This is a genomic window from Streptomyces desertarenae (assembly GCF_042681365.1).
Lineage (GTDB): Bacteria > Actinomycetota > Actinomycetes > Streptomycetales > Streptomycetaceae > Streptomyces > Streptomyces desertarenae.
On sequence record NZ_JBHUFU010000023.1, the window covers coordinates 1 to 24783 of the forward strand.

The window sequence follows — 24783 nt, forward strand, 5'->3', positions numbered from 1 at the left end:
GCTGTTGAGTTCTCAAGGAACGGACGCTTCCTTCGGAACCCCTTCCCAGGGCCCCTCCGGGCGCTTCCCTTCGGTGTGTCCACCACTTTAGCGGATGTTTCCGGCGGTTCATAATCGAGCCATTCGAGTTGTTTCCGAGCAGCTTCCGCGCAACGGAAACAGCTCCCAACCGGGAGTCCGTGGTGTGGTGGTTGTTCGTCTCCGGGCCTCGCACACGCGACCTATGGGGTCGCCGTGGCCTTCGTCCCGTTCCAACGACTCGGTCTACGTTAGACCTCGGTCGCCCCCGCGTCAAGTGCCCTCTTGCGGCGACGCGGCTGGTGTGCTCGGTACGGGCTCACGGAGGGGTCGCCCGTGATCCAGTAGCGCCACGGGTGGAGCGCGCCCTCGCCCCCCACACCCGTGCGCGGTCCGGCGCTCACCCGCTCCGCCGGCACCGGTGTGCCCTCCAGGATCCGGAGCGGGGCCCCGGGGTCGTCCCCGCACACGTCGGTGCCGTTGAGGGCCCGGTCCACAGCCAGGGCGGTGGCCAGGCGGGCGGGCCCCTTGGCCAGCTCGCTGTCCTTGCGCGCCGTGGGGCGCCGCCGGCGTGCCTGCTCGTGGCCGTCCAGCACCTCGCCGGCGCGCAGCAGCACACCGCCGGCGGTGCCCTCCTCCTCGCAGACCATGTTCAGGCAGTGCCACATGCCGTAGGTGAAGTAGACGTAGGCGTGGCCGGGCGGACCGAACATCACCGCGTTGCGCTCGGTGCGGCCCCGGTAGGCGTGCGACCCGGGGTCGATCCGTCCCGCGTACGCCTCGACCTCGGTCAGGCGCAGTTCGATCGGCCCGTCGTCGGTCGTGCGGACCAGGATGCGTCCCAGCAGGTCGGGGGCGACCTCCAGGACGGGCCGGGCGAAGAAGTCACGTGGCAGGGGCTTGCGGTTCCGGTCGGCCATCACGTCGGTCGAGGGTAGTGCAGCCGCCGGGCGGCGACCGGCGGCTGCGGGCTCCGCCCGCGGAACCGTCCGGCAGACTGCATGCGTTTCTAGACACCGACGTCACACACAGGCCGCGGCTGGGCCTGGGGGAGGAAGAACATGGGCTTCAAGAAGCTCTTCGCGAGCGTGGGCATCGGCGGCGCGTCCGTGGAGACGGTGCTGACCGAGCCGAACGTGGTGCCGGGCGGCGTCGTCCAGGGCGAGGTGCGGATCCAGGGCGGGTCGGTGGCCCAGGAGGTCCAGGGCCTGTCGGTCGGCCTCCAGGCCAGGGTCGAGGTCGAGGGCGGCGAGCAGGAGCACAGCCGCAACGTCGAGTTCCACCGCATGCAGCTCGGCGGCGCCTTCGAGCTCCAGCCGGGCGCGGTGCACACCGTCCCGTTCGGGCTGGAGGTCCCCTGGGAGACCCCGGTCACGATGTTCACGGGGCGGCACCTGACCGGCATGAACGTCGGCGTGACGACGGAGCTGGCGATCGCCAGGGCCGTGGACTCCGGCGACCTCGACCCGGTGAACGTCCACCCGCTGCCCGCGCAGCAGGCGATCCTCGACGCCTTCGGGGCCCTCGGGTTCCGCTTCAAGAGCGCGGACCTGGAGCAGGGGCACATCCGCGGCACCCGGCAGAAGCTGCCCTTCTACCAGGAGATCGAGTTCTTCGCGCCGCAGCAGTACCGCGGGCTCAGCCAGGTGGAGCTGAGCTTCGTCGCGGACGAGCACGGGATGGACGTCGTGCTGGAGATGGACAAGAGGCCGGGGCTGTTCTCCGAGGGCAGCGACACCTACCGGTCCTTCACGGTGGGGCTGTCGGACTTCCGGCAGACCGACTGGGCCGCCTACCTCAACCAGTGGCTGGCCGAGGTCGGCGGCAAGCGGAACTGGTTCTGACCCCCGCTCCCCGCGGAGACGGACGAGGCGGGGAGGGCGCGGCCCGTGCCTCGTCCGTCCCCGCGTCCGTCCGCGGCGCCCTCCTCGTTAGGCTGGCCGGCGCAGCGATGTCGCGCTACCGAGGAGGTTTTCCGACGTGACCGAGCAGAAGCGGCCGCCCCTCCCCCACGACTTCCACCCGCCGGTGCCGTCCTTCACGGTCGTCAGCGATGACGTGGCCGAAGGCGCCCGGCTCAAGCCCGACCAGGTGCACGCGGAGGGCAACACCTCCCCGCACCTGCGCTGGGAGGGCTTCCCGGAGGAGACGAAGAGCTTCGCCGTCACCTGCTTCGACCCGGACGCGCCGACCGGCAGCGGCTTCTGGCACTGGTCGGTGTTCGACATCCCGGCGGACGTGACGGAGCTGCCCGCGGGCGCCGGCACGGGCGAGATGAAGGGCCTGCCCGAGGGCGCGGTGCACGTGCGCAACGACTACGGCACCCGGGACTTCGGCGGGGCCGCGCCGCCTCCCGGGGACGGGCCGCACCGCTACGTCTTCACCGTGTACGCCGTGGACACCGAGAAGCTGGGGGTGGACCCGGACGCGTCGCCCGCCGTCGTCGGCTTCAACCTGCGCTTCCACACGCTGGCGCGCGCCCGGCTGATCGGCGAGTACGAGGTGCCGGCGCAGGGCTGAGCGGGGCCGGCACGGGCGGGCCCGCCGCGTTCCGCCGGCGGCTCCGGGGAGCGGGTCCCGCCCCCGGAGCCGCCCGCAGGTACCGGACCCCACCGCGCCGCCCTCCCCGCCTCCCGTCGGCGCCTGCGGGCCGCCCCCGTCCTCCGCGGCCCGCTGCCCCTGCTCCGCCCCGCATCCGGTTCGCGGGACTTTCCGCGGGCCGTCACCCTCCCGCCCCCCGCCCGGAACCTCCCGTACAGAGCGGGGAAATTGCGTTGTTCACCCCGTCCGGCGGCGGCACAGTGGTGCCACCCCGCCGCGGGGGCGGGACCGGGTCCGGAGGTGGGCGAGATGCGTCAGACGCTGGTGCTCAACGCCAGTTTCGAGCCGCTGTCGACGGTGTCGCTGCGGCGTGCGGTGGTGCTGGTCATGCAGGACAAGGCCGTCGTCGAGCAGTCGCACCCCGGACTGCGCGTGCGGGCGGCGCACCTCGAACTGCCCGTGCCCCAGGTGGTCAGGCTCCGCAGGTACGTGCGGGTGCCCTTCCGACAACGGGCGCCGTGGTCGCGGCGCGGTGTCCTCGTCCGGGACAGGTACCGGTGCGCCTACTGCGGGCGGCGCGCGACCACGGTGGACCACATCGTGCCGCGTTCGCACGGCGGCGGCGACACCTGGCTGAACACCGTCGCGGCGTGCGCGGAGGACAACCACCGCAAGGCCGACCGCACGCCCGCCCAGGCGGGGATGCGGCTGCTGGCGCAGCCGTTCGAGCCGACCCCGGCCGACGCGCTGGTGCTGGCGCTGGGGCTGCGGGACGGCGAGGCGCTGCCGGAGTGGCTCTCGCCGGCCCTTCCGGGGCCCCGGGCGGTTCCGGGCGCGCCGGTCCCCGCCGTGGCCTGAGCCGGGCCGGTGCGGACACCGGCTCGTGGCCGCACCGGCGGGCCGGCGGGGTCCCGCCGGCCGCCTCAGCTCAGCACGAGCTGGAGGATCGCCACCGCCCCGACGGCCACGATGGCCGCACGGAGGGCGGCCGGCGGCAGTCTGCGCCCCAGCCGGGCGCCGAGTTGGCCGCCGGCCGCCGAACCGGCGGCGATGAGCAGGACGGCCGTCCAGTCGAAGTCGGCGACGAAGAGGAAGAACACGGCTGCGGTGCCGTTGACGACCGCGCCGAGGATGTTCTTGACGGCGTTCATGCGCTGGAGGTCGTCGTCGATGAGCAGTCCCATCAGCGCCAGGTAGATCACTCCCTGGGCGGCGCCGAAGTAGCCGCCGTAGGCGCTGGCCAGCGTCATCCCGCCGAGGAGGACGGGGCCGCCGTGGGGGTGCCCGGTGCTTCCGTCGCGCTCGCGGCGGCGCTGGACGGCCCGGGAGAGGCGGGGCTGGGCGACGACGAGCACCAGGGCCAGCCCGATGAGCACGGGGACGATCATGTCGAACGCCTCGGAGGGCAGCATGATCAGCAGGGCGGCGCCGGCCAGCGCCCCGACGAGGGCCGCGCCGCTCAGCCGCAGCACGCGGTCGCGCTGGCCGCGCAGCTCGCGCCGGTAGCCGATGGCGCCGCTGATGGAGCCGGGCACCAGGCCCAGCGCGTTGGAGACGTTCGCGGTCACCGGGGGCAGCCCGACGGCCAGGAGGACCGGGAAGGTGATCAGGGTCCCCGATCCGACGATCGTGTTGATGGTGCCCGCGCCTATGCCCGCTGCGCAGACGGCCACCGCTTCCCAGAAGTTCACGCGCGACGCCCCTCGGCCGATCGGTGTCCAGTGCACCGATCATGCCCGAGGGGCGTCGGCTGTGTGCGGCCGGGTGCGGCGTGGTGCGGCCGGGGAGCGGCGCGTCAGTCGATCGGGGGCTGCTCGCGGCGCTTGGTCAGGTCCGAGCGTCCCGCCGGGCCGTCGCCCGGGGAGGCCGCGGGAGCGGTGGGGATGTTGCCGAGGTTGCCGAACGCGCCGCCGAGCCCCTTGAGGGCGTCGCCGATCTCGCTGGGCACGATCCAGAGCTTGTTGGCGTCGCCCTCGGCGATCTTCGGGAGCATCTGGAGGTACTGGTAGGCCAGGAGCTTCTGGTCGGGGTCGCCGGCGTGGATGGACTCGAAGACGGTGCGGATGGCCTGGGCCTCGCCCTCGGCGCGCAGCGCGGCCGCCTTGGCCTCGCCCTCGGCGCGCAGGATGGAGGACTGCTTCTCGCCCTCGGCGGTGAGGATCTGGGACTGCCGCACGCCCTCGGCCTGGAGGATCGCGGCCCGCTTGTCGCGGTCGGCCCGCATCTGCTTCTCCATCGAGTCCTGGATGGAGGTGGGGGGCTCGATCGCCTTGAGTTCGACGCGGTTGACGCGGATGCCCCACTTGCCGGTGGCCTCGTCCAGGACCCCGCGGAGCGCGGCGTTGATCTCCTCGCGGGAGGTCAGGGTGCGCTCCAGGTCCATGCCGCCGATGATGTTGCGCAGCGTGGTGACGGTGAGCTGCTCGATGGCCTGGATGTAGCTGGCGACCTCGTAGGTCGCGGCCCGGGCGTCGGTGACCTGGTAGTAGATGACCGTGTCGATGTTGACCACCAGGTTGTCCTGGGTGATCACCGGCTGCGGCGGGAAGGGGACGACCTGCTCGCGCAGGTCGACGCGGTTGCGGATGGTGTCGATGAACGGGACCACGATGTTGAGGCCGGCGTTCAGCGTCCGGGTGTAGCGGCCGAAGCGCTCGACGATCGCGGCGCTCGCCTGTGGAATGACCTGGATCGTCTTGATGAGTGCGATGAATACCAGCACCACCAGGATGATCAGCACGATGATGATGGCGTTCATCGTGGCTCCCCCTGCGTCCCTAGGATTTCACGCTGACTGGGCGCTGTCACCGGCCTGCCGTACGGCCCTCCGCGTGACCGCGCGGTTACCGACTATCACATCACGACGGCGGTCGCCCCGTCGATCTCGACCACGTCGACCTGCTGTCCCGGTTCGAAGGAGGCCCCGGCGTCGAGGGCGCGCGCGGACCAGACCTCGCCCGCGAGCTTGATGCGCCCGCCGTTCCCGTCGACCCTCTCCAGGACGACGGCCTGGCGGCCTCTCAGGGCCTCGACGCCCGTGCGGTGCTCGGGCCTCTGGCGCTGCGAGCCTCTGGCCATGGGACGCACAACGAGGACGAGTGCGGTCGACACCACGGCGAAGACCACCATCTGGGCCACCAGTCCACCGCCCAGTCCCGCGACGACCGCGGCGGCGACGGCGCCCACCGCGAACATGCCGAACTCGGGCATGGCCGTCAGTACGAGCGGAATCCCCAGCCCCACCGCGGCCACGAGCCACCACACCCATGCGTCCACACGGCCATGGTAGGGCGGCGGTCACCCGAGCGGGAGTCCCTGGGCCGTCCAGCGGCCGGCGTTGTGCTCCACGACCAGCGGCAGGCCGAAGCAGCGCGAGAGGTTGGCGGAGGTCAGCTCCGTCTCGACCGGGCCGGCGGTGAGCACCCGGCCCTGCCGGATCATCAGCACGTGGGTGAAGCCCGGGGGGATCTCCTCGACGTGGTGGGTCACCATGATCATCGAGGGGGCGTAGGGGTCGCGGGCGAGGCGCCCCAGTCTGCGGACCAGGTCCTCGCGGCCGCCCAGGTCGAGTCCGGCGGCGGGCTCGTCCAGGAGGAGCAGTTCGGGGTCGGTCATCATCGCGCGGGCGATCTGGGTGCGCTTGCGCTCGCCCTCGGAGAGGGTGCCGAACTTCCGGTCGAGGTAGGCGCTCATCCCGAGCCGGTCGAGGAAGGCCAGGGCGCGGTTCTGGTCGACGGCGTCGTAGTGCTCGCGCCACCCGGCGGTCATGCCGTAGGCGGCGGTGAGGACGGTCTGCAGGACGGTCTGGTTGCGCGGCAGCTTGTCGGCGAGCGCGCTGCCCGCCATGCCGATGCGGGGGCGCAGCTCGAAGACGTCGACGGTGCCGAGCCGCTCACCGAGGACGGTGACGGTGCCGGAGGACGGGAAGAGGTAGCTGGAGGCGACGTTGAGGAGGGTGGTCTTGCCGGCGCCGTTGGGGCCGAGGATCACCCAGCGCTCGCCCTCCTTCACCGACCAGGAGACGTCCTCCACCAGAGCCCGGCCCTCGCGGACCACGGATACGTCCACCAGCTCCAGCACATCGCTCATGGCGTGTCGTCTCCCAAATGCAGTCGCGGCTGTCGTTCGTGCCTGTGGGCACAGTCCCCAGGGAAAACCTACGCCACGTCCGGCGCCTCGCTGTCCTTAGGCTGGGGGCATGCTGGAGGAACCTCGTTCCGGGCGGCTGACCGCCTGGGGAAATGCCCTTTTCGCCGGACTGGTGCCGCCCGACGACGCCGTGCCGCGCATCGCGGGCGGTGACGAAGCGCACCGGGTGACGGGTCTGCCGGGCGAGACCGGGGAGGTCGGGCTCACCCTCGCGCTCGGCCGGCTGCGCGCCCTGGGCGCCACCGGGCTGCGGCTGGCCCTGCCCGCCCCGGGGCACCCGCTGGGGCTGAGCGGGCCGCCGGAGTTCAACGCCCGCGCGCTGGACGCCGGGGAGGCGGTGGTGGTCTCGGGGGCGGCGCTGGGGCTGGTGCCGGAGGTGGCCGAGGCCGGCCCGGAGGGGGACGTGCACCGCGAGGTGCTCTGGCACTGCCTGCCGGTGCGGGAGGCACCGCCCGTGGACGTGCCGTCGCTGGGCGAGGCGGAGCGGGAGCTGGCGGAGGCGCTGCGTGAGGCGACCGGGACGCTGACGCGGCTGGACGTGGCCGGCTCCGGGCCGGTGGCCGACGCCGCGCTGGCCGCGTACCGGGCGCGTGCGGAGGCGGGCCGCCGGGTGCTGGCGCCGGGGTACCCGCCGCGTGCGGTGCGGGTGCTGGAGCTGGCGCAGCGGGTGGCCGCGCTGGTGGAGATCGCGCACGGGCCGGAGCACGGCGGCGCGGTGAGCGCCGCGGCGATGGCCGCGCGGACGGAGGCGCTGCGCCCGGTGGAGCGGACGGCTCGGCGGGCGAAGGTGGCGGCGTACAACGCGTACGTGGAGGAGCGCGAACGGCGCTGAGGGCGGGACCGGGCGGGCGCCGGGTGCCGGTCCGGTCAGCCGGCCACACCGTGCCTGACCGCCCACAGCGCCGCCTGGGTGCGGTCGGCGAGGTCCAGTTTCATCAGGATGTTGGACACGTGCGTCTTGACGGTCTTCTCCGACAGCACCAGCCGGCGTGCGATCTCCCGGTTGGAGCGGCCGTCGGCGATGAGGGCGAGCACCTGGCGCTCCCGCTCGGTCAGCGTGCCGCGTCCCGGCCCGCCGCCCGCCGTCTCCTCCTGGGCGAGCAGGGCCCGGGCGACCTCCTCCTGGAGCAGCACGTGCCCGGCGTGCACGGAGCGGATCGCCGCGGCCAGCGCGTCGGGGTCGATGTCCTTGTGGACGTAGCCGGCCGCACCGGCGCGCAGGGCGGGCACGACCGTGCGCCGCTCGGTGAAGCTGGTGACGACCAGCACCCGGGCCGGGCTGCCGGTCCCGCGCAGCGTGCGCAGCGCCTCGACGCCGTCGGTGCCGGGCATCTTCACGTCCATCAGGACGACGTCGGGCCGCAGCTCCTCGGCGCGGGCCACGCCCTCGGCCCCGTCGGCGGCCTCGCCCACCACCTCGATGTCGCCCTGGACCTCCAGGAAGGTGCGCAGGCCCCGGCGCACGACCTGGTGGTCGTCCACCAGCAGGACCCTGATCGTGTCAGCCACCGGGAACCTCCATCTCCACCGCGGTGCCCTTGCCGGGCTCCGACTCCACCGTCAGGGTGCCGCCCACCGCGGCCGCCCGGTCGCGCATCGACACCAGGCCCAGGTGCCGTCCGGCGCGGCGGACCGCCGTGGGGTCGAAGCCGCTCCCGTCGTCGGACACCCGCAGCACGACGGCGGCGCCGCGGCGGGTGAGGGACACCTCGACGCGTCCGGCGCCGGAGTGCCGCAGGGCGTTGTGCAGGGCTTCCTGGGCCACGCGCAGCAGCGCCTCCTCCCGGTCGGCGGGCAGCGCCTTCACGCCCTGGGTGTCGAAGGTGAGGGAGGCGCCGTGCGCCCGGTCCAGGACCTGCACCTGGGAGCGCAGGGCGGCGACCAGGCCGTCGTCCTCCAGGGCCGCCGGGCGCAGCTCGACGACGGTGGCCCGCAGCTCGTCGGCGGCCTCGGCGGCCAGCGCCGCGACCTGGCGCAGCTCCTCCCTGGCGCGGGCGGGGTCGCGGTCGACCAGCGCGGCGGCGGCCTGGGCGGTCAGCCGCAGCGAGAACAGCTTCTGGGAGACGGCGTCGTGCAGCTCGTGGGCGATGCGGGCGCGCTCCCCGGCGATGGTCAGCTCGCGGCTGCGCTCGTGGAGGCGGGCGTTGGTCAGCGCGATGGCGGCGTGCTCGGCCAGGACGCGCAGCAGCTCCTCGTCCTCGCCGGTGAAGCCGCATCCGCCCCGTTCGGCGGGGCCGCGCTTGTTGGCGAGGAAGAGGGCTCCGAGCACCTCCTCGCCGTCGGCCACCGGCATGCCGAGGAAGTCGGCCAGCTCCGGGTGGGCCGCCGGCCAGCCCTGGAAGCGGGGGTCCCGGCGGACGTCGGCGAGCCGCTGCGGGGCGGCGTCGCGCAGCATGGCGGCGAGGATGCCGTGCTGGCGGGGCAGCGGACCGATCGCCTTCCACTGCTCGTCGTCGACCCCGGCGACGACGAACCGCGCGAAGCCGCCGCGGTCGTCGGAGACGCCGAGCGCGGCGTACTCGGCGTCCAGGAGGTCGCGGGCGGAGGCGACGATGGTCTGCAGGACGTCGCGCACCTGGAGCTGCCGGTTCATGGCCAGCAGCGCGGCGCTGACGGCCGCCAGCCCGGTTCGGGAACGCATGCGGTCACGGTACCGGCGGGCGCGGGCGGCCCGGATCGGCCGGCCGGGCCCGCCGGCACCGGCCGGTGGCCCTAGGGCCCGGGGCCCGGGCCCCCTCCGCCCGCTCCCGCGCCCCGGACGCGGCCGCCCCGCCGGACGGGGTCCGGCGGGGCGGTGCGGGCGGGCGGACGCGGTCACGGGCCGCACGGCGCGGACGCCGTCACTTGCGCATGACCTCCGGCTCGTGGCGGCGCAGGAACCTGGCCACCGCGATGCCGCAGACGACCCCGATCGCGAGCAGGACCGTCATGTCCAGGACCCACACGCCCATGCTGTGCTCCCACAGCGGGTCGAGGCTGGTGGGGTTCTCGCGGTCCCAGGGGGCCATGGTGTGGGCCAGGTCGACGGTGGCGCCGAGCGCGCCGACGGCCCAGCGCGCGGGCATCAGCCAGGCGATCTGCTCGATGCCGGGCGAGTCGAAGATCTGGAAGAGCACACCGGTGAAGACCAGCTGGACGATCGCGAAGCCCACCAGCAGCGGCATGGTCATCTCGGAGGTCTTCACCAGCGAGGAGATCACCAGGCCGAACATCATCGAGGTGAAGCCGAAGGCGATGATCCCCAGGCACAGTTCGACGGCCGTGGGCAGGAACAGGCCCTCGTCGGGCAGTTCGCGCGCCGAGAAGCCGATGGCGCAGATGATCACGCCCTGGAACGCGGTGATCAGCCCCAGGACGATCACCTTGGACATCAGGTACGCGGACCGGGACAGCCCGGTGGCCCGCTCGCGCTCGTAGATGACCCGTTCCTTGACCAGCTCGCGGACGGAGTTGGCCGCGCCGGACAGGCACATGCCGACCGCGAGGATCAGCAGGATCGTGCCCGCGTGCTGGTTGAAGCCCTCGGGGTTGGCCCGCAGGCCGTGCTCGGTGGGGATCACGATGCTGACCACGCCCAGGATCACCGGCAGGATCACCATCAGCGCCAGGAAGCCCACGTCGGAGGCGATGACCGACGTGTAGCGCCGGGTGAGGGTCCACAGCTGCGAGCCCCAGCTCTGCGGCTTGGGCGGCCTGGACACCGGCGGGGCGACCTGCTGCTGGAGGTGGGGCTGCGCCGGCGGGGCGGTCTCGGCGTCGGCGGCGTAGAGCTGGTAGTGCTGCGAGCCGCGCCAGCGGCCCATCCAGTCGTAGTCGCGGTAGTTCTCGAAGGCCGAGAAGACGTCCGCCCAGCTCTCGTAGCCGAAAAAGTTCAGGGCCTCCTCCGGCGGGCCGAAGTAGGCCACGCCGCCGCCGGGCGCCATCACCAGGACCCGGTCGCACAGGCCCAGTTCGGCCACCGAGTGGGTGACCACCAGCACGGTGCGGCCGTCGTCGGCCAGCTCCCGCAGGAGCTTCATCACATCGCGGTCCATGCCCGGGTCCAGGCCGGAGGTCGGCTCGTCCAGGAAGATCAGCGACGGCTTGGTGAGCAGCTCCAGGGCGACCGAGACGCGCTTGCGCTGGCCGCCGGAGAGGGAGGTGATCTTCTTGCTCGCGTGGATGTCCAGCTTGAGCTCGGCCAGCACCTCCTCGATCCGCGCGTTGCGCTCGGCCTCGGCGACGTCGCCGGGGAAGCGCAGCTTGGCCGCGTAGCGCAGGGCGGTGCGGATGGTCAGTTCCTTGTGCAGGATGTCGTCCTGCGGGACCAGGCCGATGCGCTGGCGCAGTTCGGCGAACTGCTTGTAGAGGTCCCGGTTGTCGTAGAGCACCTCGCCGACGTCGGCCGGACGGTAGCCGGTGAGGGCGCGCAGCAGCGTGGACTTCCCGGAGCCGGACGGGCCGATCACCGCGACCAGCGACTTCTCGGGCACGCCGAAGGTGACGTCGTTGAGGATCACCTTGCCGCCGTCGACCTTCACCGTCAGATGGCGGGCGGAGAAGGACACCTCACCGGTGTCGACGAACTCCTCGAGCCGGTCGCCCACCACCCGGAAGGCGGAGTGGCCGACGCCGACGGTGTCGTGGGGCCCGATGAGCGCCGAGCCGGACTTGGGCAGCGGCTGGCCGTTGACGTACGTGCCGTTGTGGCTGCCGAGGTCGCGGATCTCGAAGCGGCCGTCGGGCGTGGAACGGAACTCGGCGTGGTGCCGGGAGACCTGGAGGTCGGAGACGACCAGGTCGTTCTCCAGCGCGCGGCCGATCCGCATCACCCGGCCCAGCGAGAACTGGTGGAAGGTCGTCGGGCTGCGGTGGTCGCCCTGGACGGGGGCGCCGCCCTGCCGGGGCACCCCGGCCTGCGGCGGCTGCGCCGCCGGCTGCCCGGCGGGCGCCTGCGGCTGCTGCCAGTCGGGCTGCTGGGGCTGGGGCTGCTGGTGGGACGGCTGCGGCTGCTGCGCCGCCGGCTGCCCGGCGGACGCCTGCGACACGGCCGCGGCCCGCGCCCCGTGAGCGGCTCCGGCCCCGGCGGCGGACGCGGCCGGTGCGGCCCGGCCGGAGAAGGCCAGCCGGGGGCCGTCGGTGGCGTTGCCCAGGTGGACGACCGAACCCGTGCCCACCTCCAGCCGCCGGACCCGCTGCCCCTGCACGTACGTGCCGTTGGTGCTGCCGTGGTCCTCCAGGATCCAGGCGCCGCCGCTCCAGCTCAGCGTGGCGTGCCGCCAGGAGACCCTGGCGTCCTCCACCACGAGGTCACCCTGCGGATCACGCCCCAGGGTGTAGGGCCTGGACGGGTCGAGCGTCCAGGTCCGTCCGTTCAGTTCCAGTACGAGTTCCGGCACTCCATGCCCCACAAAGTTGTCCCCCGAGCTCTCTCCCGGCGGCCGGAGGGGCCCGCGGGAGATCTAGGGATGGCGAACGATCGTGGGGGAACTATTCCAGGCCACCGGCCCGCGCAGAAAGCCGCCCCCGGCCGATGGTTGCGGAACCGCTACGCTCCGCCCGCCTGCGGCGGCGGGCCCGTGCGAGGGGGGCGGGCGCGCGGACCGGCCCGGTGGCCCGCGCCGGTCTGGAGGGGCCTGTCCGGGGTACGGACGTGCGTACGGGACCGCCCCGGTGCTCGATACCGTAGGGATCATCATGAGCGCTTCGCAGACCCCGACGCCCGTCCCCGGCGCCACCGCCGGCGAGGACGCCCCCACCCTCCTGGTGAAGATCTTCGGCAAGGACCGGCCGGGGCTCACCGCAGGTCTCTTCGAGACGCTGGCCGCCTACTCCCTGGACGTCATAGACATCGAGCAGGTCGTCACCCGGGGCCGGATCACCCTGTGCGCCCTGGTCACCACCCCCTCCGGGAGCGGCGCCGAGGGGGAGCTGCGGGCGACCGTGCACTCCTGGGCGGAGTCCCTGCGGCTCCAGGCCGAGATCATCTCCGGCCGGGGCGACAACCGGCCGCGCGGCACCGGCCGCTCCCACGTCACCGTGCTGGGCAACCCGCTGACGGCCGAGGCGACGTCCGCCGTCGCCTCCCGGATCACCGGGGTGGGCGGCAACATCGACCGGATCTTCCGGCTGGCGAAGTACCCGGTGACGGCGGTGGAGTTCGCCGTCTCGGGCACGGAGACCGAGGCGCTGCGCACCGCCCTGGCGCCCGAGGCCGCGGCCCTGGGCGTGGATGTCGCCGTGGTCTCCGCCGGGCTGCACCGCAGGGCGCAGCGCCTGGTGGTGATGGACGTGGACTCCACCCTCATCCAGGACGAGGTGATCGAGCTGTTCGCGGCGCACGCGGGCTGCGAGGAGCAGGTCGCCGAGGTGACCGCCGCCGCGATGCGCGGCGAGCTGGACTTCGAGCAGTCCCTGCACGCCCGGGTGGCGCTGCTGGAGGGATTGGACGAGTCGGTCGTGGACAAGGTGCGCTCCGAGGTCCGGCTCACGCCCGGCGCCCGCACCCTGATCCGCACCCTCAAGCGCCTGGGCTACCAGGTGGGCGTGGTCTCGGGCGGGTTCACGCAGGTCACCGACGACCTGAGGGAGAGGCTGGGACTGGACTTCGCCTCGGCCAACACCCTGGAGATCGTCGACGGCAGGCTGACCGGCCGGGTCGTGGGCGACGTCGTGGACCGGGCGGGCAAGGCGCGGCTGCTGCGCCGCTTCGCCGAGGAGGCCGGGGTGCCGCTCGCGCAGACCGTGGCGATCGGCGACGGCGCCAACGACCTGGACATGCTCAACACCGCCGGGCTCGGTGTGGCGTTCAACGCCAAGCCGGTGGTCCAGGAGGCGGCGCACACGGCGGTGAACGTGCCGTTCCTGGACACCGTGCTCTACCTGCTGGGCATCACGCGCGAGGAGGTCGAGGCGGCCGACGCCGACCGGCCGTGACCGGCCCGCGCGCACGGGCCGGGGCACCCGCCGCGGCCCGTCCCGCCCGTGCGCGGCGGTTCCGCCCGCCCCGCTACTCGTCGTGCGGCGCCCAGTGCGCCTCCAGGCGGCCGGCGCCGAGTTCGACGGACTTCCAGGAGCCGGTGAAGGAGACCACGGCTATGGCCGAGGTGGGGAACCCGACGCGGTCCAGACGGCTCCTGGCCTCCTGCTCGGCCTCGCCCGCCAGGGCGTCGGCCAGCGCGTGCATCCCGGGGTTGTGGCCGATGAGCACCAGGTCCCGCACGTCGTCCGGGGCCTCGTTGACCACCTCGATCAACTGGCCGGGCACGGCTTCGTAGAGCCGCTCCTCGTACACCGTCCTCGGCCGCTCCGGGAGCTCGTGGGCGACCAGCTTCCAGGTCTCGCGGGTGCGGGTGGCGGTGGAGCAGAGGGCGAGCTGGGGGAGGATGCCGCTCGCGGCGAGCCAGCGGCCGGCGACCGGGGCGTCCTTGCGTCCCCGTTCCGCGAGCGGCCTGTCGTGGTCCGCCACCTGGGGGGGCCAGTCGGCTTTGGCGTGTCGGAGGATGACGATCCTGCGGGGCACATCGACGCTCATGCGTCCAGCTTCGCACGAATGGCGGCCTGCGGCTCGGGGAGTTGGGGACCCTCCCCCACCGGGTGACGCGGGGGCCGTACACGCCTGCGGCCCGGGGCGCGGGCCGGTGGGCGGGTCACCCGGACAGCAGTTGCCGGAGGTACTCCAGGAGCCGGCCGAGGTGGTGCGGCGACCCGGCGGCCTGCGCCTCGCCGCCGCCGACGAGCAGGGAGAGCAGCACGGCGAAGACGACCGCGGGCAGCGCCACCGCCCACCAGGGGAGCCGGGCGTCGGCACCGCCGCCCGCCGCCCGCCTGGCGGACCGGGGGGACCGGGTGGGTGCGTGGGCCGTCATCGGGCTCGCCTCCGTCGTCTTCCGCAGCTCCTGGCCTGTCGCCTGTGACGCTACGGGGCCGGAGGCGGCGTTCCCATCCGGTGATCCACCCATTGCTCCCTGAGCCCCGCCCCCTAGGGGACGGTGGGGACAACCCCACCACGGGCCGGGCGGGGTCGCCGCCCGGCGGGACGGCGGTCAGGGGACGGCGGTCAGACGGCGGTCAGGGAGCGATGACGGAGGCGAAGATTCCGATGACGATCGTGACACCGAGCATCGCCCCGAGGACGATGAGCAGCTTCTTCTGGCCGTTGGGCGGGTCGGGTTCGAGCACTGGCATGCGCCCAGTGTCGCACTCAGCCCCCGTCCTCGACGTACCGGTTCCGGCCCGCCAGCAGCCCGACCGCGAGCTGGGCGGCCATCAGGGCCGCCATCAGGGCCAGCGGCGCGTGCCAGCCTCCGGTGTGCTGGTGGAGGGAGCCGACCAGCAGCGGCCCGGGGACGGAGATGAGGTAGCCGGTGCCCTGGGCGAAGGCGGAGAGCCTGACGACCCCGGCGCCGGTGCGCGCCCGCATGCCGATCAGGGTGAGGGCGAGGGGGAAGGCCCCGTTGGAGACGCCCAGCAGCACGACCCAGACCCAGGCGCCCTGCGCCGGGGCGAACCACAGCCCGGCGTACCCGCCCAGCCCGCACAGGGCGAGGACGGCGGCGAGGGGCCCCTGGTGGCCGAGCCGGGCGGCGATCCGCGGCAGGAGGAAGGAGAGGGGGATGCTCAGGCCCATGGTCACGGCGAGGAGCAGTCCGGCGGTGGAGGCGGGGACGCCGGCGTCGCGGAAGATCTGCGGCAGCCAGCCCATGGTGATGTAGGCGGCGGTGGACTGGAAGCCGAAGAAGATCCCGAGCGTCCAGGCGGTGGCGGAGCGGGTGATGCGGATGCCGGGCTCCGCCTCGTCGCCGGCGCGTCCGCCGTACCCGCCGCGGCCCCCGCGCTTCCCGGAGCGGCCCGGACCTCCCGCTCCGGGGGAGGCGGCGCGGCGGGTCCCGCGCACGGCGGGCAGCCACACCAGCAGCGCCAGCGCCCCGGGCAGCGCCCACATCCCCAGCCCCGGCCGCCAGTCGCCGCCCAGCGCCTCGGTCACCGGGACGGTGAGGGCGGCGGCGGACGCGGTACCCAGGGAGAGGGCCATGGAGTACAGGCCGGTCATCGTCCCGGTGCGGCCCGGGAAGCGCTGCCTGACGATCACGGGCAGCAGGACGTTGCAGGCCGCGATACCCGCCAGGGCCAGGGCGCTGGCGGCCAGGAACCCCCCGGTGCCGCCCGCCAGGGGGCGCAGGGCCAGGCCGGCGGTGACGGCGGCCGTCCCGGCCAGCACGACGGCGGCCGCGCCCCACCTGCGGGCCAGCCGGGGCGCGGCGCTGCCGAAGACGGCGAAGCACAGGGCCGGGGCCGAGGTCAGCAGTCCGGCGACGGTGCCGCTCATGCCCAGGGCCGAGCGGACCTCGGCCAGCAGCGGCCCGAGCCCGGTGATGGCGGGGCGGAGGTTGAAGGCGACCAGGACCAGGCCCAGGGCCGGCAGCCACCACAGCCGGCGGGGGACCGCCGGGGCCGCGGTCCCGCCGGGGGCGGTGCCTACGCTGTCCGGGGCGTTCTCGCCGGTCCGCCGGACGGTGGTGGCGGCAGTGAGGTCGTCAGCCATGGGGAACATCATAGAATCATTGGATGAATCGGGGCCGACTCGGGTGCCTCCTCCCGCCTTCCGTCCCGCGCACCGCGCCCGCCGTACCACCATGTCCTCCGTACCGCCCGCACCACCGCACCCGCGGTGTCCGCCGAAGCCGAACAGGGAAGTGCCATGCCCCTGACCTCGCCCCGCCGTTCCGCCCTGGCCGACCAGGTGATCGAGGCGCTGCGCGACCAGATCACCTCCGGCGAGTGGCCGGTGGGCTCCCGCATCCCGACCGAGCCGGAGCTGGTGGAGCAGCTCGGCGTGGCCCGCAACACCGTGCGCGAGGCCGTGCGCGCCCTCGCCCACAACGGGCTGCTGGACATCCGGCAGGGCTCGGGCACCTACGTCGTGGCCACCAGCGAACTGGCCGGGGTGATGCACCGGCGCTTCGCGGACGCCGACCCACAGCACGTCGCCGAGCTGCGCTCGGTGCTGGAGGCGGAGGCCGCCCGGCTGGCCGCGCACCGCCGCACCGAGCAGGACCTGCGCCAGCTGCGGACCCTGCTGCGGCGGCGCGAGGCCGCCTGGGGGACCGGCGAGGTGGAGCGGTTCGTGGAGGCGGACGCCACGCTGCACCTGGCGATCGTGCGGGCCTCCCACAACGAGGTGCTCACAGCGCTCTACGCGGACCTGGGCGCGGTCCTGCGCGCCTTCCTCCGCCACGGCGTCGGCGAGGAGCTGCGCCCCGAGGAGTACATGGACCACGGGCGCCTGGTGGCGGCGATCGCCGCCCGCGACGCGGAGGCGGCGGCGCACGAGGCCGGCTCCTACGCCCGGACCTGCCGCGGCGGCTCCACGGCGGGCGGGGACCGCGGCGGGAGCACCGGCTGAGCCGCCCGCGCCGGCGGAACGCCGCGGCCCCCGGCTCCGTGCGGACGGAGCCGGGGGCCGCGGCGCGGAGGCGGCGGACGCTCAGGCGCCCATCATGTGGACGCCGCCGTCCACGTGGACGATCTCGCCCGTCGTCTTGGGGAACCAGTCCGAGAGCAGGGCCACCACACCGCGCGCGGCGGGCTCGGGGTCGGTGAGGTCCCAGCCGATGGGGGCGCGGGTGTTCCACACGTCCGCCAGCTCCTCGAAGCCCGGGATGGACTTGGCCGCCATGGACTTGATGGGCCCGGCGGAGACCAGGTTGCAGCGGATGCCCTTGTGCCCCAGGTCGCGGGCGAGGTAGCGGGACGTGGCCTCCAGGGCGGCCTTGGCCACGCCCATCCAGTCGTACTTGGGCCAGGCCACCTGCGCGTCGAAGTCCATGCCCACCACCGAGCCGCCGCGCTTCTCCAACAGCGGCAGCAGGGCCATCGTCAGGGACTTCAGCGAGTACGCGGAGACCTCGACCGCCGTGGCGACCGACTCCCAGCCGGTGTTGAGGAAGTTTCCGCCGAGCGCGTCCTGCGGCGCGAAGCCGATGGAGTGCACCACGCCGTCCAGCCCGACGCCCTCGCCGAGGTGCTCGGCGACCTTGCCGGCCAGGGTGTCCAGGTGCTCCTGGTTCTGCACGTCCAGTTCGATCACCGGCGCCTCCTTCGGCAGCCGCCTGGCGATCCGCTGCACCAGCGTCAGCCGCCCGAAGCCGGTGAGGACGACCTCGGCGCCCTCCTCCTGGGCGAGCCTGGCGACGTGGAAGGCGATGGAGGAGTCGGTGAGCACCCCGGTGACGAGGATGCGCTTTCCGGCGAGAAGTCCACTCATGGCGTTCAGTGACCCATACCCAATCCGCCGTCCACGGGAATGACGGCTCCGGTGATGTACGCGGCCTCCTCCGAGGCCAGGAAACGCACCGAGGAGGCGATCTCCTCGGGGGAGGCGTACCGGCCCAGCGGGACCTGCCCGACGATCTTCTCGCGCTGCTCGTCGCTGAGCGCGCGCGTCATGTCGGTGTCCACGAACCCCGGCGCGACCACGTTGCAGGTGATGTTGCGGGAACCCAGCTCCCGGGCGAGCGAGCGGGCGAAGCCCACCAGGCCCGCCTTGGAGGCGGCGTAGTTGGCCTGGCCCGCCGAACCCAGCAGCCCGACGACGGAGGAGATCAGCACGATGCGGCCCGCGCGGGCGCGGAGCATGCCCTTGGCGGCGCGCTTGACGACCCGGAAGGTGCCGGTGAGGTTGGTCTCCAGGACGGAGGTGAAGTCCTCCTCCGACATCCGCAGCAGCAGCTGGTCGCGGGTGACGCCGGCGTTGGCGACCAGCACCTGGACCGGGCCCTGCCGCTCCTCGACCTCCTTGTAGGCCTGCTCCACCTGCTCCGGGTCGGTGATGTCGCACTTGACGGCGGAGAAGCCCTCCGGGGGCTCGCCGGAGCGGTAGGTGACGGCGACCTTGTCTCCTGCGTCGGCGAAAGCGCGGGCGATGGCGAGGCCGATGCCGCGGTTGCCTCCGGTGACGAGAACCGAGCGGCTCAAGGGGGAATCCCTTTCGTAGGGAGCGGGTACTCCCGGAGAAACTATCGCCCGGCGGCCCGCCCCGGGGAACGGGGCACCGACAGGGGCTCTGCCGCGGCGCTGTGGGATTCCTACAGGCCCGCGCCCGCCACCGGGCGCGGACGGGTGCGCGGCGGGCGGCCGGCCGGGCCGGTCACGCCTCCCGGCCGGCCGCTCCTCCCGGCCGCCTCACCCCGGCTCCGGCGCCTCAGTCCGGCGTCTCGGTGACGGGCGCGCCGCCGGCGCCCCGGAACCTGCCCTGCTCGCCGCTGTCCTCGCCCTCCCCCTCGTCTCCGGGACGCTCGCGCCCCGCCTGCGCGGCCCGCTCCTCGTCCGCGGCCCGCTTCCGGTCGTCCTCGCCCTTCCGCTCCTTCGCCCGGTCTGCGCCGGTCGCCATCTCGGACGGGTCGTGGTCGACGCCGTAGGGACCGGAGTAGTCGCTCATGTCCGTCGTCCTCCTTCGCGCCGGCGGCTCGGCCGCGGGGGCCGCAGGGAGCCGCGGAAACCGGCGGAGCACGGGTACCCCGTCCCGCCCGGGGAACACCCGGAGCGCCCGGAACGCCCCGGCGGGACCGGCCGTCCGGTCACCCCGCCCGCTTCCCGCCGCCGTGCCGGCGGCGGTGGGCGCCGGGGAGGCGGGCAGCAGCCGGCCGGGGACGGGGGGGGCGGGATCGGTACTCCAACATCACGGTGCAGGTCGCGGCGGCGCTCAGGCCGATGCAGAAGCCGAGCAGCAGCGTCGCCCTGGCGATCCGCAGCGCCGACGCTCGGGTGGCGGGCCGGTTGACCGGGCTGGGGCCCCTCTCCTGCGGGGCGAGCTCGGCGGCAGGGCGCATCCGCAGCGTCATCGCGGCGGCGCCCGCCGTCAGTGCGGTGGTCCCGGCGTGCAGGAGCACCGGCAGGAAGACGGCCCCGGCGGACTTGTCCGTCCAGGCGTCGGCGCCGTCCGCCCCCAGGTGCTGCGGCACCCGCCCGGGCGGGTGCGACCCGCCCGGGCGGATGCGGGTGGACCCCGGTCCCCCAGGCCGCCAGGCGCAGCAGGAGGGCCAGGGACGGCAGCAGCCAGGGCCAGGGGAAACCCGGCCGGTCCGCGTCGCCCGCTTCCCGCCCCCTCGGACCGACCGGTGTCCCGCGGCCCCGCCGGGCGGGCCGCGTCCGCCTGTGGAAGGCGTACCCCGTCCCGTCGGCGGGACGTGGTTGACTTCGCGTCATGCATCGACAAGGAGGAGCGTCCGTGGCGCACCGGATCGACGAGTCCTTCCTGGCGCTGCCGCTGCGCGCGCTGGCCGACGCGGCGCTCGCGCGGGCCAGGGCGCTGGGGGCCGAGCACGCCGACTTCCGCCTGGAGCGGATCCGCAGCGCCTCGTGGCGGCTGCGGGACGCCAGGCCGTCCGGGTCCTCGGACACCACCGACGCCGGGTACGCGGTACGGGTGGTGCACGGCGGTGCCTGGGGCTTCGCCTCCGGGGTGGACCTGACGATGGACGCCGCCGCGAAGGTGGCGAGCCGGGCCGTGGAGATGGCGAAGCTGTCGGCGAAGGTGATGGAGGCGGCCGGCTCCGACGAGCGGGTGGAGCTGGCCGAGGAGCCGGTGCACGGCGAGCGCACCTGGGTCTCGTCCTACGAGGTCGACCCGTTCTCCGTCCCGGACGCCGAGAAGACGGGGCTGCTGGCGCAGTGGAGCGAGCGGCTGCTGGCCGCCGACGGGGTGTCGCATGTGGACGCCTCGCTGCTGGCCGTGCGGGAGAACAAGTTCTACGCCGACACCGCGGGCACCGTCACCACCCAGCAGCGGGTGCGGCTGCACCCGGAGCTGACGGCCGTGTCGGTCGCCGACTCCGGCGAGTTCGACTCGATGCGCACCCTGGCGCCGCCGGTCGGGCGGGGCTGGGAGTACCTGACGGGCACCGGCTGGGACTGGGACGGCGAGCTGGAGCGCATCCCCGGGCTGCTGGCCGAGAAGATGCGCGCCCCCGGTGTCGAGCCGGGCGGTTACGACCTGGTGATCGACCCGTCCAACCTGTGGCTGACCATCCACGAGTCCATCGGCCACGCCACCGAGCTGGACCGGGCCCTGGGCTACGAGGCGGCGTACGCGGGCACCTCCTTCGCCACCTTCGACAAGCTGGGCACGCTGCGGTACGGCTCGCCGGTCATGAACGTCACCGGCGACCGCACCGTCGAGCACGGTCTGGCGACGGTCGGCTACGACGACGAGGGTGTGGCGGCCCAGTCCTGGGACCTGATCAGGGACGGCGTCCTGGTCGGCTACCAGCTCGACCGGCGGATCGCGAAGCTGACCGGGCTGGGCCGCTCCAACGGCTGCGCCTTCGCCGACTCCCCCGCCCACGTGCCCGTGCAGCGCATGGCGAACGTCTCCCTGCAGCCGGCCCCGGACGGGCCGTCCACCGAGGAGCTGATCTCGCGCGTGGAGCGGGGGATCTACGTGGTCGGCGACCGCTCGTGGTCGATCGACATGCAGCGCCACAACTTCCAGTTCACCGGCCAGCGGTTCTTCCGGATCGAGGGCGGGCGGCTCGCCGGGCAGCTGCGGGACGTGGCCTACCAGGCGACCACCACCGACTTCTGGGGCTCGATGGAGGCCGTCGGCGGGCCGCAGACGTACGTGCTCGGCGGCGCGTTCAACTGCGGCAAGGCCCAGCCGGGCCAGGTCGCGGCCGTCTCGCACGGCTGCCCCTCCGCGCTCTTCCGCGGCGTCACCATCCTCAACACCGCCCAGGAGGCCGGCCGATGACCCGCTCCACCGCACCCCACGAGATCGTCGAGCGTGCCCTGGAACTGTCGCGGGCCGACGGCTGCGTGGCCATCGCCGACGAGGAGTCCACCGCCAACCTGCGGTGGGCTGGCAACACACTGACGACCAACGGCGTCACCCGCGGCCGCACCCTCACCGTCATCGCCACCGTCGGCGGTGCCCGGGGGACGGCGTCCGGAGTGGTCTCCCGCTCGGCCGTCACCGCCGCGGACGTCGAGCCGCTGGTGCGGGCCGCCGAGGAGGCGGCGCGCAGCGCCGGCCCGGCCGAGGACGCCCGGCCCCTGGTGGAGGGGGTGCCCGCCTCCCCCGACTTCGCCGAGGCGCCGGCCGAGACCTCCTCGGCGGTCTTCGCCTCCTTCGCCCCGGCGCTGGGCGAGGCCTTCGCCCGGGCCCGTGCCGAGGGCCGCGAGCTGTACGGCTTCGCCCACCACCAGACGGTCTCCACCTATCTGGGGACGTCCACCGGGCTGCGGCTCCGCCACGACCAGCCCACCGGCACCCTGGAGGTCAACGCCAAGTCCCCGGACGGCACGCGGTCCGCCTGGGCCGGCCGGGCGACCCGCGACTTCACGGACGTCGACCCGCGGGAGCTGGACGCCGAGCTGGCGCCGCGCCTGGCGTGGGCCGAGCGGCAGGTGGAGCTGCCGGCGGGGCGGTACGAGACGCTGCTGCCGCCGAGCGCCGTGGCGGACCTGCTGATCTACCAGCTGTGGTCGTCCGCCGGGCGGGACGCGGCCGAGGGGCGCACGGTCTTCAGCAGGCCCGGCGGCGGCACCCGGGTGGGCGAGCGGCTGTCGCGGCTGCCGCTGACGCTGCGCAGCGATCCGCACGCGCCCGGTCTGGAGGCGGCGCCGTTCGTGATCGCCCACTCCTCCGGCGACGACGCCTCGGTCTTCGACAACGGGCTGCCGCTGGCGGCCACCGACTGGGTGCGCGACGGAGAGCTGCGGCACCTGCTGACCACACGGCACTCGGCGGAGCTGACGGGTCTGCCGGTGGCGCCGGGGATCGACAACCTGATCCTGGACGCGGGCGGCACCGCCTCGCTGGAGGAGATGGTCGCGGGCGCCGGCCACGACGGTCCGGCCCTGCTGCTGACCTGCCTGTGGTACATCCGCGAGGTGGACCCGGCGACGCTGCTGCTGACCGGGCTGACCCGGGACGGGGTCTACCTGGTGGAGAAGGGCGAGGTCACCGGCGCGGTGAACAACTTCCGGTTCAACGAGTCGCCGGTGGACCTGCTGTCGCGGGCCGCGGAGGCCGGGCGCACCGAGCGCACGCTGCCGCGCGAGTGGTCGGACTGGTTCACGCGGGCGGCGATGCCGCCGCTGCGGGTGCCGGACTTCAACATGAGCTCCGTCAGCCGGGGGGTGTGAGCGGCATAGACTCTTCCCGGAACAGGCCCCGACCCCGACCCCGACCCCGACATCAGCCAACCATCCGATTCGATCACCGGGAACGAACGTGACACGCCTCGGCGACTCCGTGCAGCGGGCCGGCGAACTGCTGGCCCAGGACCTCTCCTCCGACGAGACCGTCGAGCGGCTGCTCGTGGAGACGGGCGCCCGCCGCTATCTGGACCTGACGGACCTGTCCGCGCGGGAGCAGGCGGAGCTGATCGCCGGGCGGGCGGTGGACGTGCTGCCGTCGGTGGAGGAGCTGGCCGAGCGGATCGGCGCCGCCCGGGAGGCCGGGCGCGGGCTCACCGTCAAGCTGGGCATCGACCCGACGGCGGCGGACGTGCACCTGGGCCACACGGTCCCGATGATCGTCCTGAGCCGCTTCCAGCGGATGGGCCACGACGTCACCCTGATCATCGGTGACATCACGGCGAAGATCGGCGACCCCTCGGGGCGCTCCTCGGAGCGTCCGCCGCTGACGGACGAGGACATCGCCCGCAACCTGGCCGGCTACCGGGACCAGGTCAGGCCGTTTTTCGACTTCGAGCGGGTGCGCTTCCGGCACAACAGCGAGTGGCTGGCCCGCATCGCCCTGCCGAAGCTGATCGGCATCCTGGCCCAGGTCCCGGCCTCGTCGCTGCTCCAGCGGGAGGACTTCCGCAACCGGCTGGCGGCCGGGCACGGCCTGACGATGTCGGAGCTGATCTACCCGGTGGCGATGGCCATCGACTCCGCCGAGATCGAGGCCGACGTCGAGCTGGGCGGCGTGGACCAGCTGCTGAACATGCAGACGGGCCGGAAGGTGATGGAGATCTACGGCCAGCGGCCGCAGATGATCGTCACCATGCCGCTGATCGAGGGCACGGACGGCTCGGGCGCGAAGATGTCCAAGTCCAAGGGGAACTACATCGCGCTGAACGCCTCGGCCGACGATGTCTTCGGCAAGATCATGTCGATTCCGGACCGTCTGATGGCGCCGTACCTGCGGGCCTGGACGGAGTGGACCGACACCGAGATCGACCTGGTCGCCGAGCGGATCGAGAAGGGCACGCTGCACCCGATGGACCTGAAGAAGGTCCTGGCCGGCGAGGTGGTCGCCGCGCTCCACGGGGTGGAGGCGGCGATGGCGGCCCGCGCGGGCTTCACCGCGCAGTTCTCGAGGAAGTCCTTCGCCGACGTGGGGAGCCTGCCGGTGGTGGACGCCGCCGAGCACGGCGGGAAGGGCATCGCCGCCGTCCTGGCGACGGTGCTGGAGTTCACCCCGTCGGCCTCCGCCGCCCGCCGCGTCGCCAAGCAGAACGGGCTGCGGCTGGTGGTGGAGACCGGACAGGGCCAGGAGACGGTCGTGCTCTCCGAGGCGGAGGCGCTGCGCCCGCTGGGCGAGGTGGTTCCGGAGAAGCTGGCCGAGGCCGGGGCCTCCGGCACCGTCTACCTCAAGGCCGGCCGCAAGGTCGCCGAGGTCAGGGGGGTCTGACCCGGTTCGGGGCGCCGCCGGCGGCGCCGGGCCCGGTGCGCTCCGGTCCCGGCGCCGTGTCGCCGGCGGCCGTTCCGCCGGGCCGTGCCGGACGTCTGTCAGGCGGTCCTCCTGCCCCGGCCCCTGATCGCCGCGTACAGCGGGGTGCCCACCGCGACGATCAGGATCGCTCCGGCGAGCTGGAGCAGATGCCGGGCCCAGTCGATGCCCGCGGTGTCCTCCACCCCGAACCACCCTGCCGCGGTGTTGCCCAGCATGGCCCCGAGGATTCCGAAGATGGCCGTCAGCCACAGGGGGATGTTCTGCCTGCCGGGGAGCAGGCCGCGGGCCAGGACACCCAGGACCAGACCCACGACGATCGCCCACAACCAGCTCATGTCGCCTCCTCGTGCGGCGCGCGTTGTGCGCTGCGCGTTCGGTTGGTGCGGGGGACGTCCACGCCGTACGGCCGG

General features: G+C 73.9%; 26 protein-coding genes. 9 read left to right on the forward strand and 17 right to left on the reverse strand.

Annotated elements, in window-relative coordinates:
• Positions 1-269: 269 nt before the first annotated feature.
• Complete coding sequence (locus ACFSJS_RS25500) at positions 270-938, reverse strand: DNA-3-methyladenine glycosylase (RefSeq protein WP_380904513.1); 669 nt, start codon at positions 936-938, stop codon at positions 270-272.
• 141 nt (positions 939-1079) lie between these two features.
• Between ACFSJS_RS25500 and ACFSJS_RS25505 the strand changes: the two genes are divergently transcribed.
• The 3 genes from ACFSJS_RS25505 (at position 1080) to ACFSJS_RS25515 (ending at position 3417) form a co-directional block, all read left to right on the forward strand.
• Entirely contained in the window at positions 1080-1862 is a 783-nt protein-coding gene (locus ACFSJS_RS25505; RefSeq protein ID WP_380904406.1) for a sporulation protein, read from the forward strand.
• A 136-nt stretch (positions 1863-1998) separates the two neighbouring features.
• Positions 1999-2538 (forward strand): YbhB/YbcL family Raf kinase inhibitor-like protein, encoded by a 540-nt coding sequence (locus ACFSJS_RS25510; RefSeq protein WP_380904408.1) that lies wholly within the window; start codon positions 1999-2001, stop codon positions 2536-2538.
• A gap of 330 nt (positions 2539-2868) precedes the next feature.
• Entirely contained in the window at positions 2869-3417 is a 549-nt protein-coding gene (locus ACFSJS_RS25515; protein WP_380904410.1) for an HNH endonuclease, read from the forward strand.
• Positions 3418-3482: 65 nt separating this feature from the next.
• Here ACFSJS_RS25515 and ACFSJS_RS25520 read toward each other — a convergent pair whose 3' ends face one another.
• The 4 genes from ACFSJS_RS25520 to ACFSJS_RS25535 form a co-directional block, all read right to left on the reverse strand.
• Complete coding sequence (locus ACFSJS_RS25520; protein ID WP_380904412.1) at positions 3483-4250, reverse strand: sulfite exporter TauE/SafE family protein; 768 nt, start codon at positions 4248-4250, stop codon at positions 3483-3485.
• Between the two features lie 104 nt (positions 4251-4354).
• Positions 4355-5317 (reverse strand): SPFH domain-containing protein, encoded by a 963-nt coding sequence (locus ACFSJS_RS25525; protein WP_380904414.1) that lies wholly within the window; start codon positions 5315-5317, stop codon positions 4355-4357.
• Between the two features lie 95 nt (positions 5318-5412).
• A complete protein-coding gene (locus ACFSJS_RS25530) occupies positions 5413-5835 on the reverse strand; it encodes an NfeD family protein (RefSeq protein ID WP_380904416.1) in 423 nt (140 codons plus the stop codon).
• Positions 5836-5856: 21 nt separating this feature from the next.
• Positions 5857-6648 carry an ABC transporter ATP-binding protein gene (locus ACFSJS_RS25535; protein ID WP_380904418.1) on the reverse strand — a complete coding sequence of 264 codons (792 nt, stop codon included), beginning with the start codon at positions 6646-6648 and terminating at the stop codon, positions 5857-5859.
• A gap of 109 nt (positions 6649-6757) precedes the next feature.
• Between ACFSJS_RS25535 and ACFSJS_RS25540 the strand changes: the two genes are divergently transcribed.
• Positions 6758-7540: a hypothetical protein gene (locus tag ACFSJS_RS25540; RefSeq protein WP_380904420.1), complete on the forward strand. Its 783-nt coding sequence runs from the start codon at positions 6758-6760 to the stop codon at positions 7538-7540.
• A gap of 35 nt (positions 7541-7575) precedes the next feature.
• On the opposite strand, the gene ACFSJS_RS25545 is transcribed toward ACFSJS_RS25540, so the two are convergent.
• From ACFSJS_RS25545 to ACFSJS_RS25555, 3 genes are all read right to left on the reverse strand, one after another.
• Positions 7576-8217 (reverse strand): response regulator, encoded by a 642-nt coding sequence (locus tag ACFSJS_RS25545; protein ID WP_380904422.1) that lies wholly within the window; start codon positions 8215-8217, stop codon positions 7576-7578.
• Positions 8210-9349, reverse strand: coding sequence for a GAF domain-containing sensor histidine kinase (locus tag ACFSJS_RS25550; RefSeq protein WP_380904424.1), 1140 nt, complete (start codon positions 9347-9349; stop codon positions 8210-8212). Before ACFSJS_RS25550 ends, ACFSJS_RS25545 begins: the two co-directional genes overlap by 8 nt.
• Positions 9350-9548: 199 nt before the next feature.
• Positions 9549-12086, reverse strand: a complete 2538-nt coding sequence (locus ACFSJS_RS25555; RefSeq protein WP_465269805.1) for an ABC transporter ATP-binding protein/permease — start codon at positions 12084-12086, stop codon at positions 9549-9551.
• 298 nt (positions 12087-12384) lie between these two features.
• On the opposite strand from ACFSJS_RS25555, the gene serB reads away from it, so the two are divergent.
• Complete coding sequence (serB, locus tag ACFSJS_RS25560) at positions 12385-13623, forward strand: phosphoserine phosphatase SerB (protein WP_380904428.1); 1239 nt, start codon at positions 12385-12387, stop codon at positions 13621-13623.
• 73 nt (positions 13624-13696) lie between these two features.
• Here the strand turns inward: serB and ACFSJS_RS25565 are convergent, their stop codons facing one another.
• The 4 genes from ACFSJS_RS25565 to ACFSJS_RS25580 all read right to left on the reverse strand — a co-directional run bounded on the left by ACFSJS_RS25565 (position 13697) and on the right by ACFSJS_RS25580 (position 16231).
• Complete coding sequence (locus ACFSJS_RS25565; RefSeq protein WP_380904430.1) at positions 13697-14221, reverse strand: SixA phosphatase family protein; 525 nt, start codon at positions 14219-14221, stop codon at positions 13697-13699.
• A 115-nt stretch (positions 14222-14336) separates the two neighbouring features.
• The gene (locus ACFSJS_RS25570) at positions 14337-14555 is read right to left on the reverse strand and encodes a hypothetical protein (protein WP_380904432.1); all 219 of its coding nucleotides are present in this window, start codon (positions 14553-14555) and stop codon (positions 14337-14339) included.
• 202 nt (positions 14556-14757) lie between these two features.
• A complete protein-coding gene (locus ACFSJS_RS25575) occupies positions 14758-14874 on the reverse strand; it encodes an SGM_5486 family transporter-associated protein (protein WP_380904434.1) in 117 nt (38 codons plus the stop codon).
• A 16-nt stretch (positions 14875-14890) separates the two neighbouring features.
• Positions 14891-16231 carry a CynX/NimT family MFS transporter gene (locus ACFSJS_RS25580; protein WP_380904436.1) on the reverse strand — a complete coding sequence of 447 codons (1341 nt, stop codon included), beginning with the start codon at positions 16229-16231 and terminating at the stop codon, positions 14891-14893.
• Positions 16232-16387: 156 nt separating this feature from the next.
• Here ACFSJS_RS25580 and ACFSJS_RS25585 point away from each other — a divergent pair, with 156 nt between their 5' ends.
• Complete coding sequence (locus tag ACFSJS_RS25585) at positions 16388-17092, forward strand: FadR/GntR family transcriptional regulator (RefSeq protein ID WP_380904438.1); 705 nt, start codon at positions 16388-16390, stop codon at positions 17090-17092.
• 81 nt (positions 17093-17173) lie between these two features.
• Here ACFSJS_RS25585 and fabI read toward each other — a convergent pair whose 3' ends face one another.
• From fabI to ACFSJS_RS25605, 4 genes are all read right to left on the reverse strand, one after another.
• Complete coding sequence (gene fabI, locus ACFSJS_RS25590) at positions 17174-17953, reverse strand: enoyl-ACP reductase FabI (protein WP_380904440.1); 780 nt, start codon at positions 17951-17953, stop codon at positions 17174-17176.
• 5 nt (positions 17954-17958) lie between these two features.
• Positions 17959-18663: a 3-oxoacyl-[acyl-carrier-protein] reductase gene (gene fabG, locus ACFSJS_RS25595; RefSeq protein WP_380904442.1), complete on the reverse strand. Its 705-nt coding sequence runs from the start codon at positions 18661-18663 to the stop codon at positions 17959-17961.
• Positions 18664-18889: 226 nt separating this feature from the next.
• Positions 18890-19126, reverse strand: coding sequence for a hypothetical protein (locus tag ACFSJS_RS25600; RefSeq protein ID WP_380904444.1), 237 nt, complete (start codon positions 19124-19126; stop codon positions 18890-18892).
• 139 nt (positions 19127-19265) lie between these two features.
• Positions 19266-19649 carry a hypothetical protein gene (locus tag ACFSJS_RS25605; RefSeq protein WP_380904446.1) on the reverse strand — a complete coding sequence of 128 codons (384 nt, stop codon included), beginning with the start codon at positions 19647-19649 and terminating at the stop codon, positions 19266-19268.
• Positions 19650-19891: 242 nt separating this feature from the next.
• Here ACFSJS_RS25605 and ACFSJS_RS25610 point away from each other — a divergent pair, with 242 nt between their 5' ends.
• The 3 genes from ACFSJS_RS25610 to tyrS all read left to right on the forward strand — a co-directional run bounded on the left by ACFSJS_RS25610 (position 19892) and on the right by tyrS (position 24331).
• Entirely contained in the window at positions 19892-21436 is a 1545-nt protein-coding gene (locus ACFSJS_RS25610) for a TldD/PmbA family protein (protein ID WP_380904448.1), read from the forward strand.
• Positions 21433-22833 carry a metallopeptidase TldD-related protein gene (locus tag ACFSJS_RS25615; RefSeq protein WP_380904450.1) on the forward strand — a complete coding sequence of 467 codons (1401 nt, stop codon included), beginning with the start codon at positions 21433-21435 and terminating at the stop codon, positions 22831-22833. Before ACFSJS_RS25610 ends, ACFSJS_RS25615 begins: the two co-directional genes overlap by 4 nt.
• 88 nt (positions 22834-22921) lie before the next feature.
• A complete protein-coding gene (tyrS, locus tag ACFSJS_RS25620) occupies positions 22922-24331 on the forward strand; it encodes a tyrosine--tRNA ligase (protein ID WP_380904452.1) in 1410 nt (469 codons plus the stop codon).
• A 98-nt stretch (positions 24332-24429) separates the two neighbouring features.
• Here tyrS and ACFSJS_RS25625 read toward each other — a convergent pair whose 3' ends face one another.
• Positions 24430-24708, reverse strand: a complete 279-nt coding sequence (locus ACFSJS_RS25625; RefSeq protein WP_380904454.1) for a GlsB/YeaQ/YmgE family stress response membrane protein — start codon at positions 24706-24708, stop codon at positions 24430-24432.
• Positions 24709-24783 lie beyond the last annotated feature (75 nt).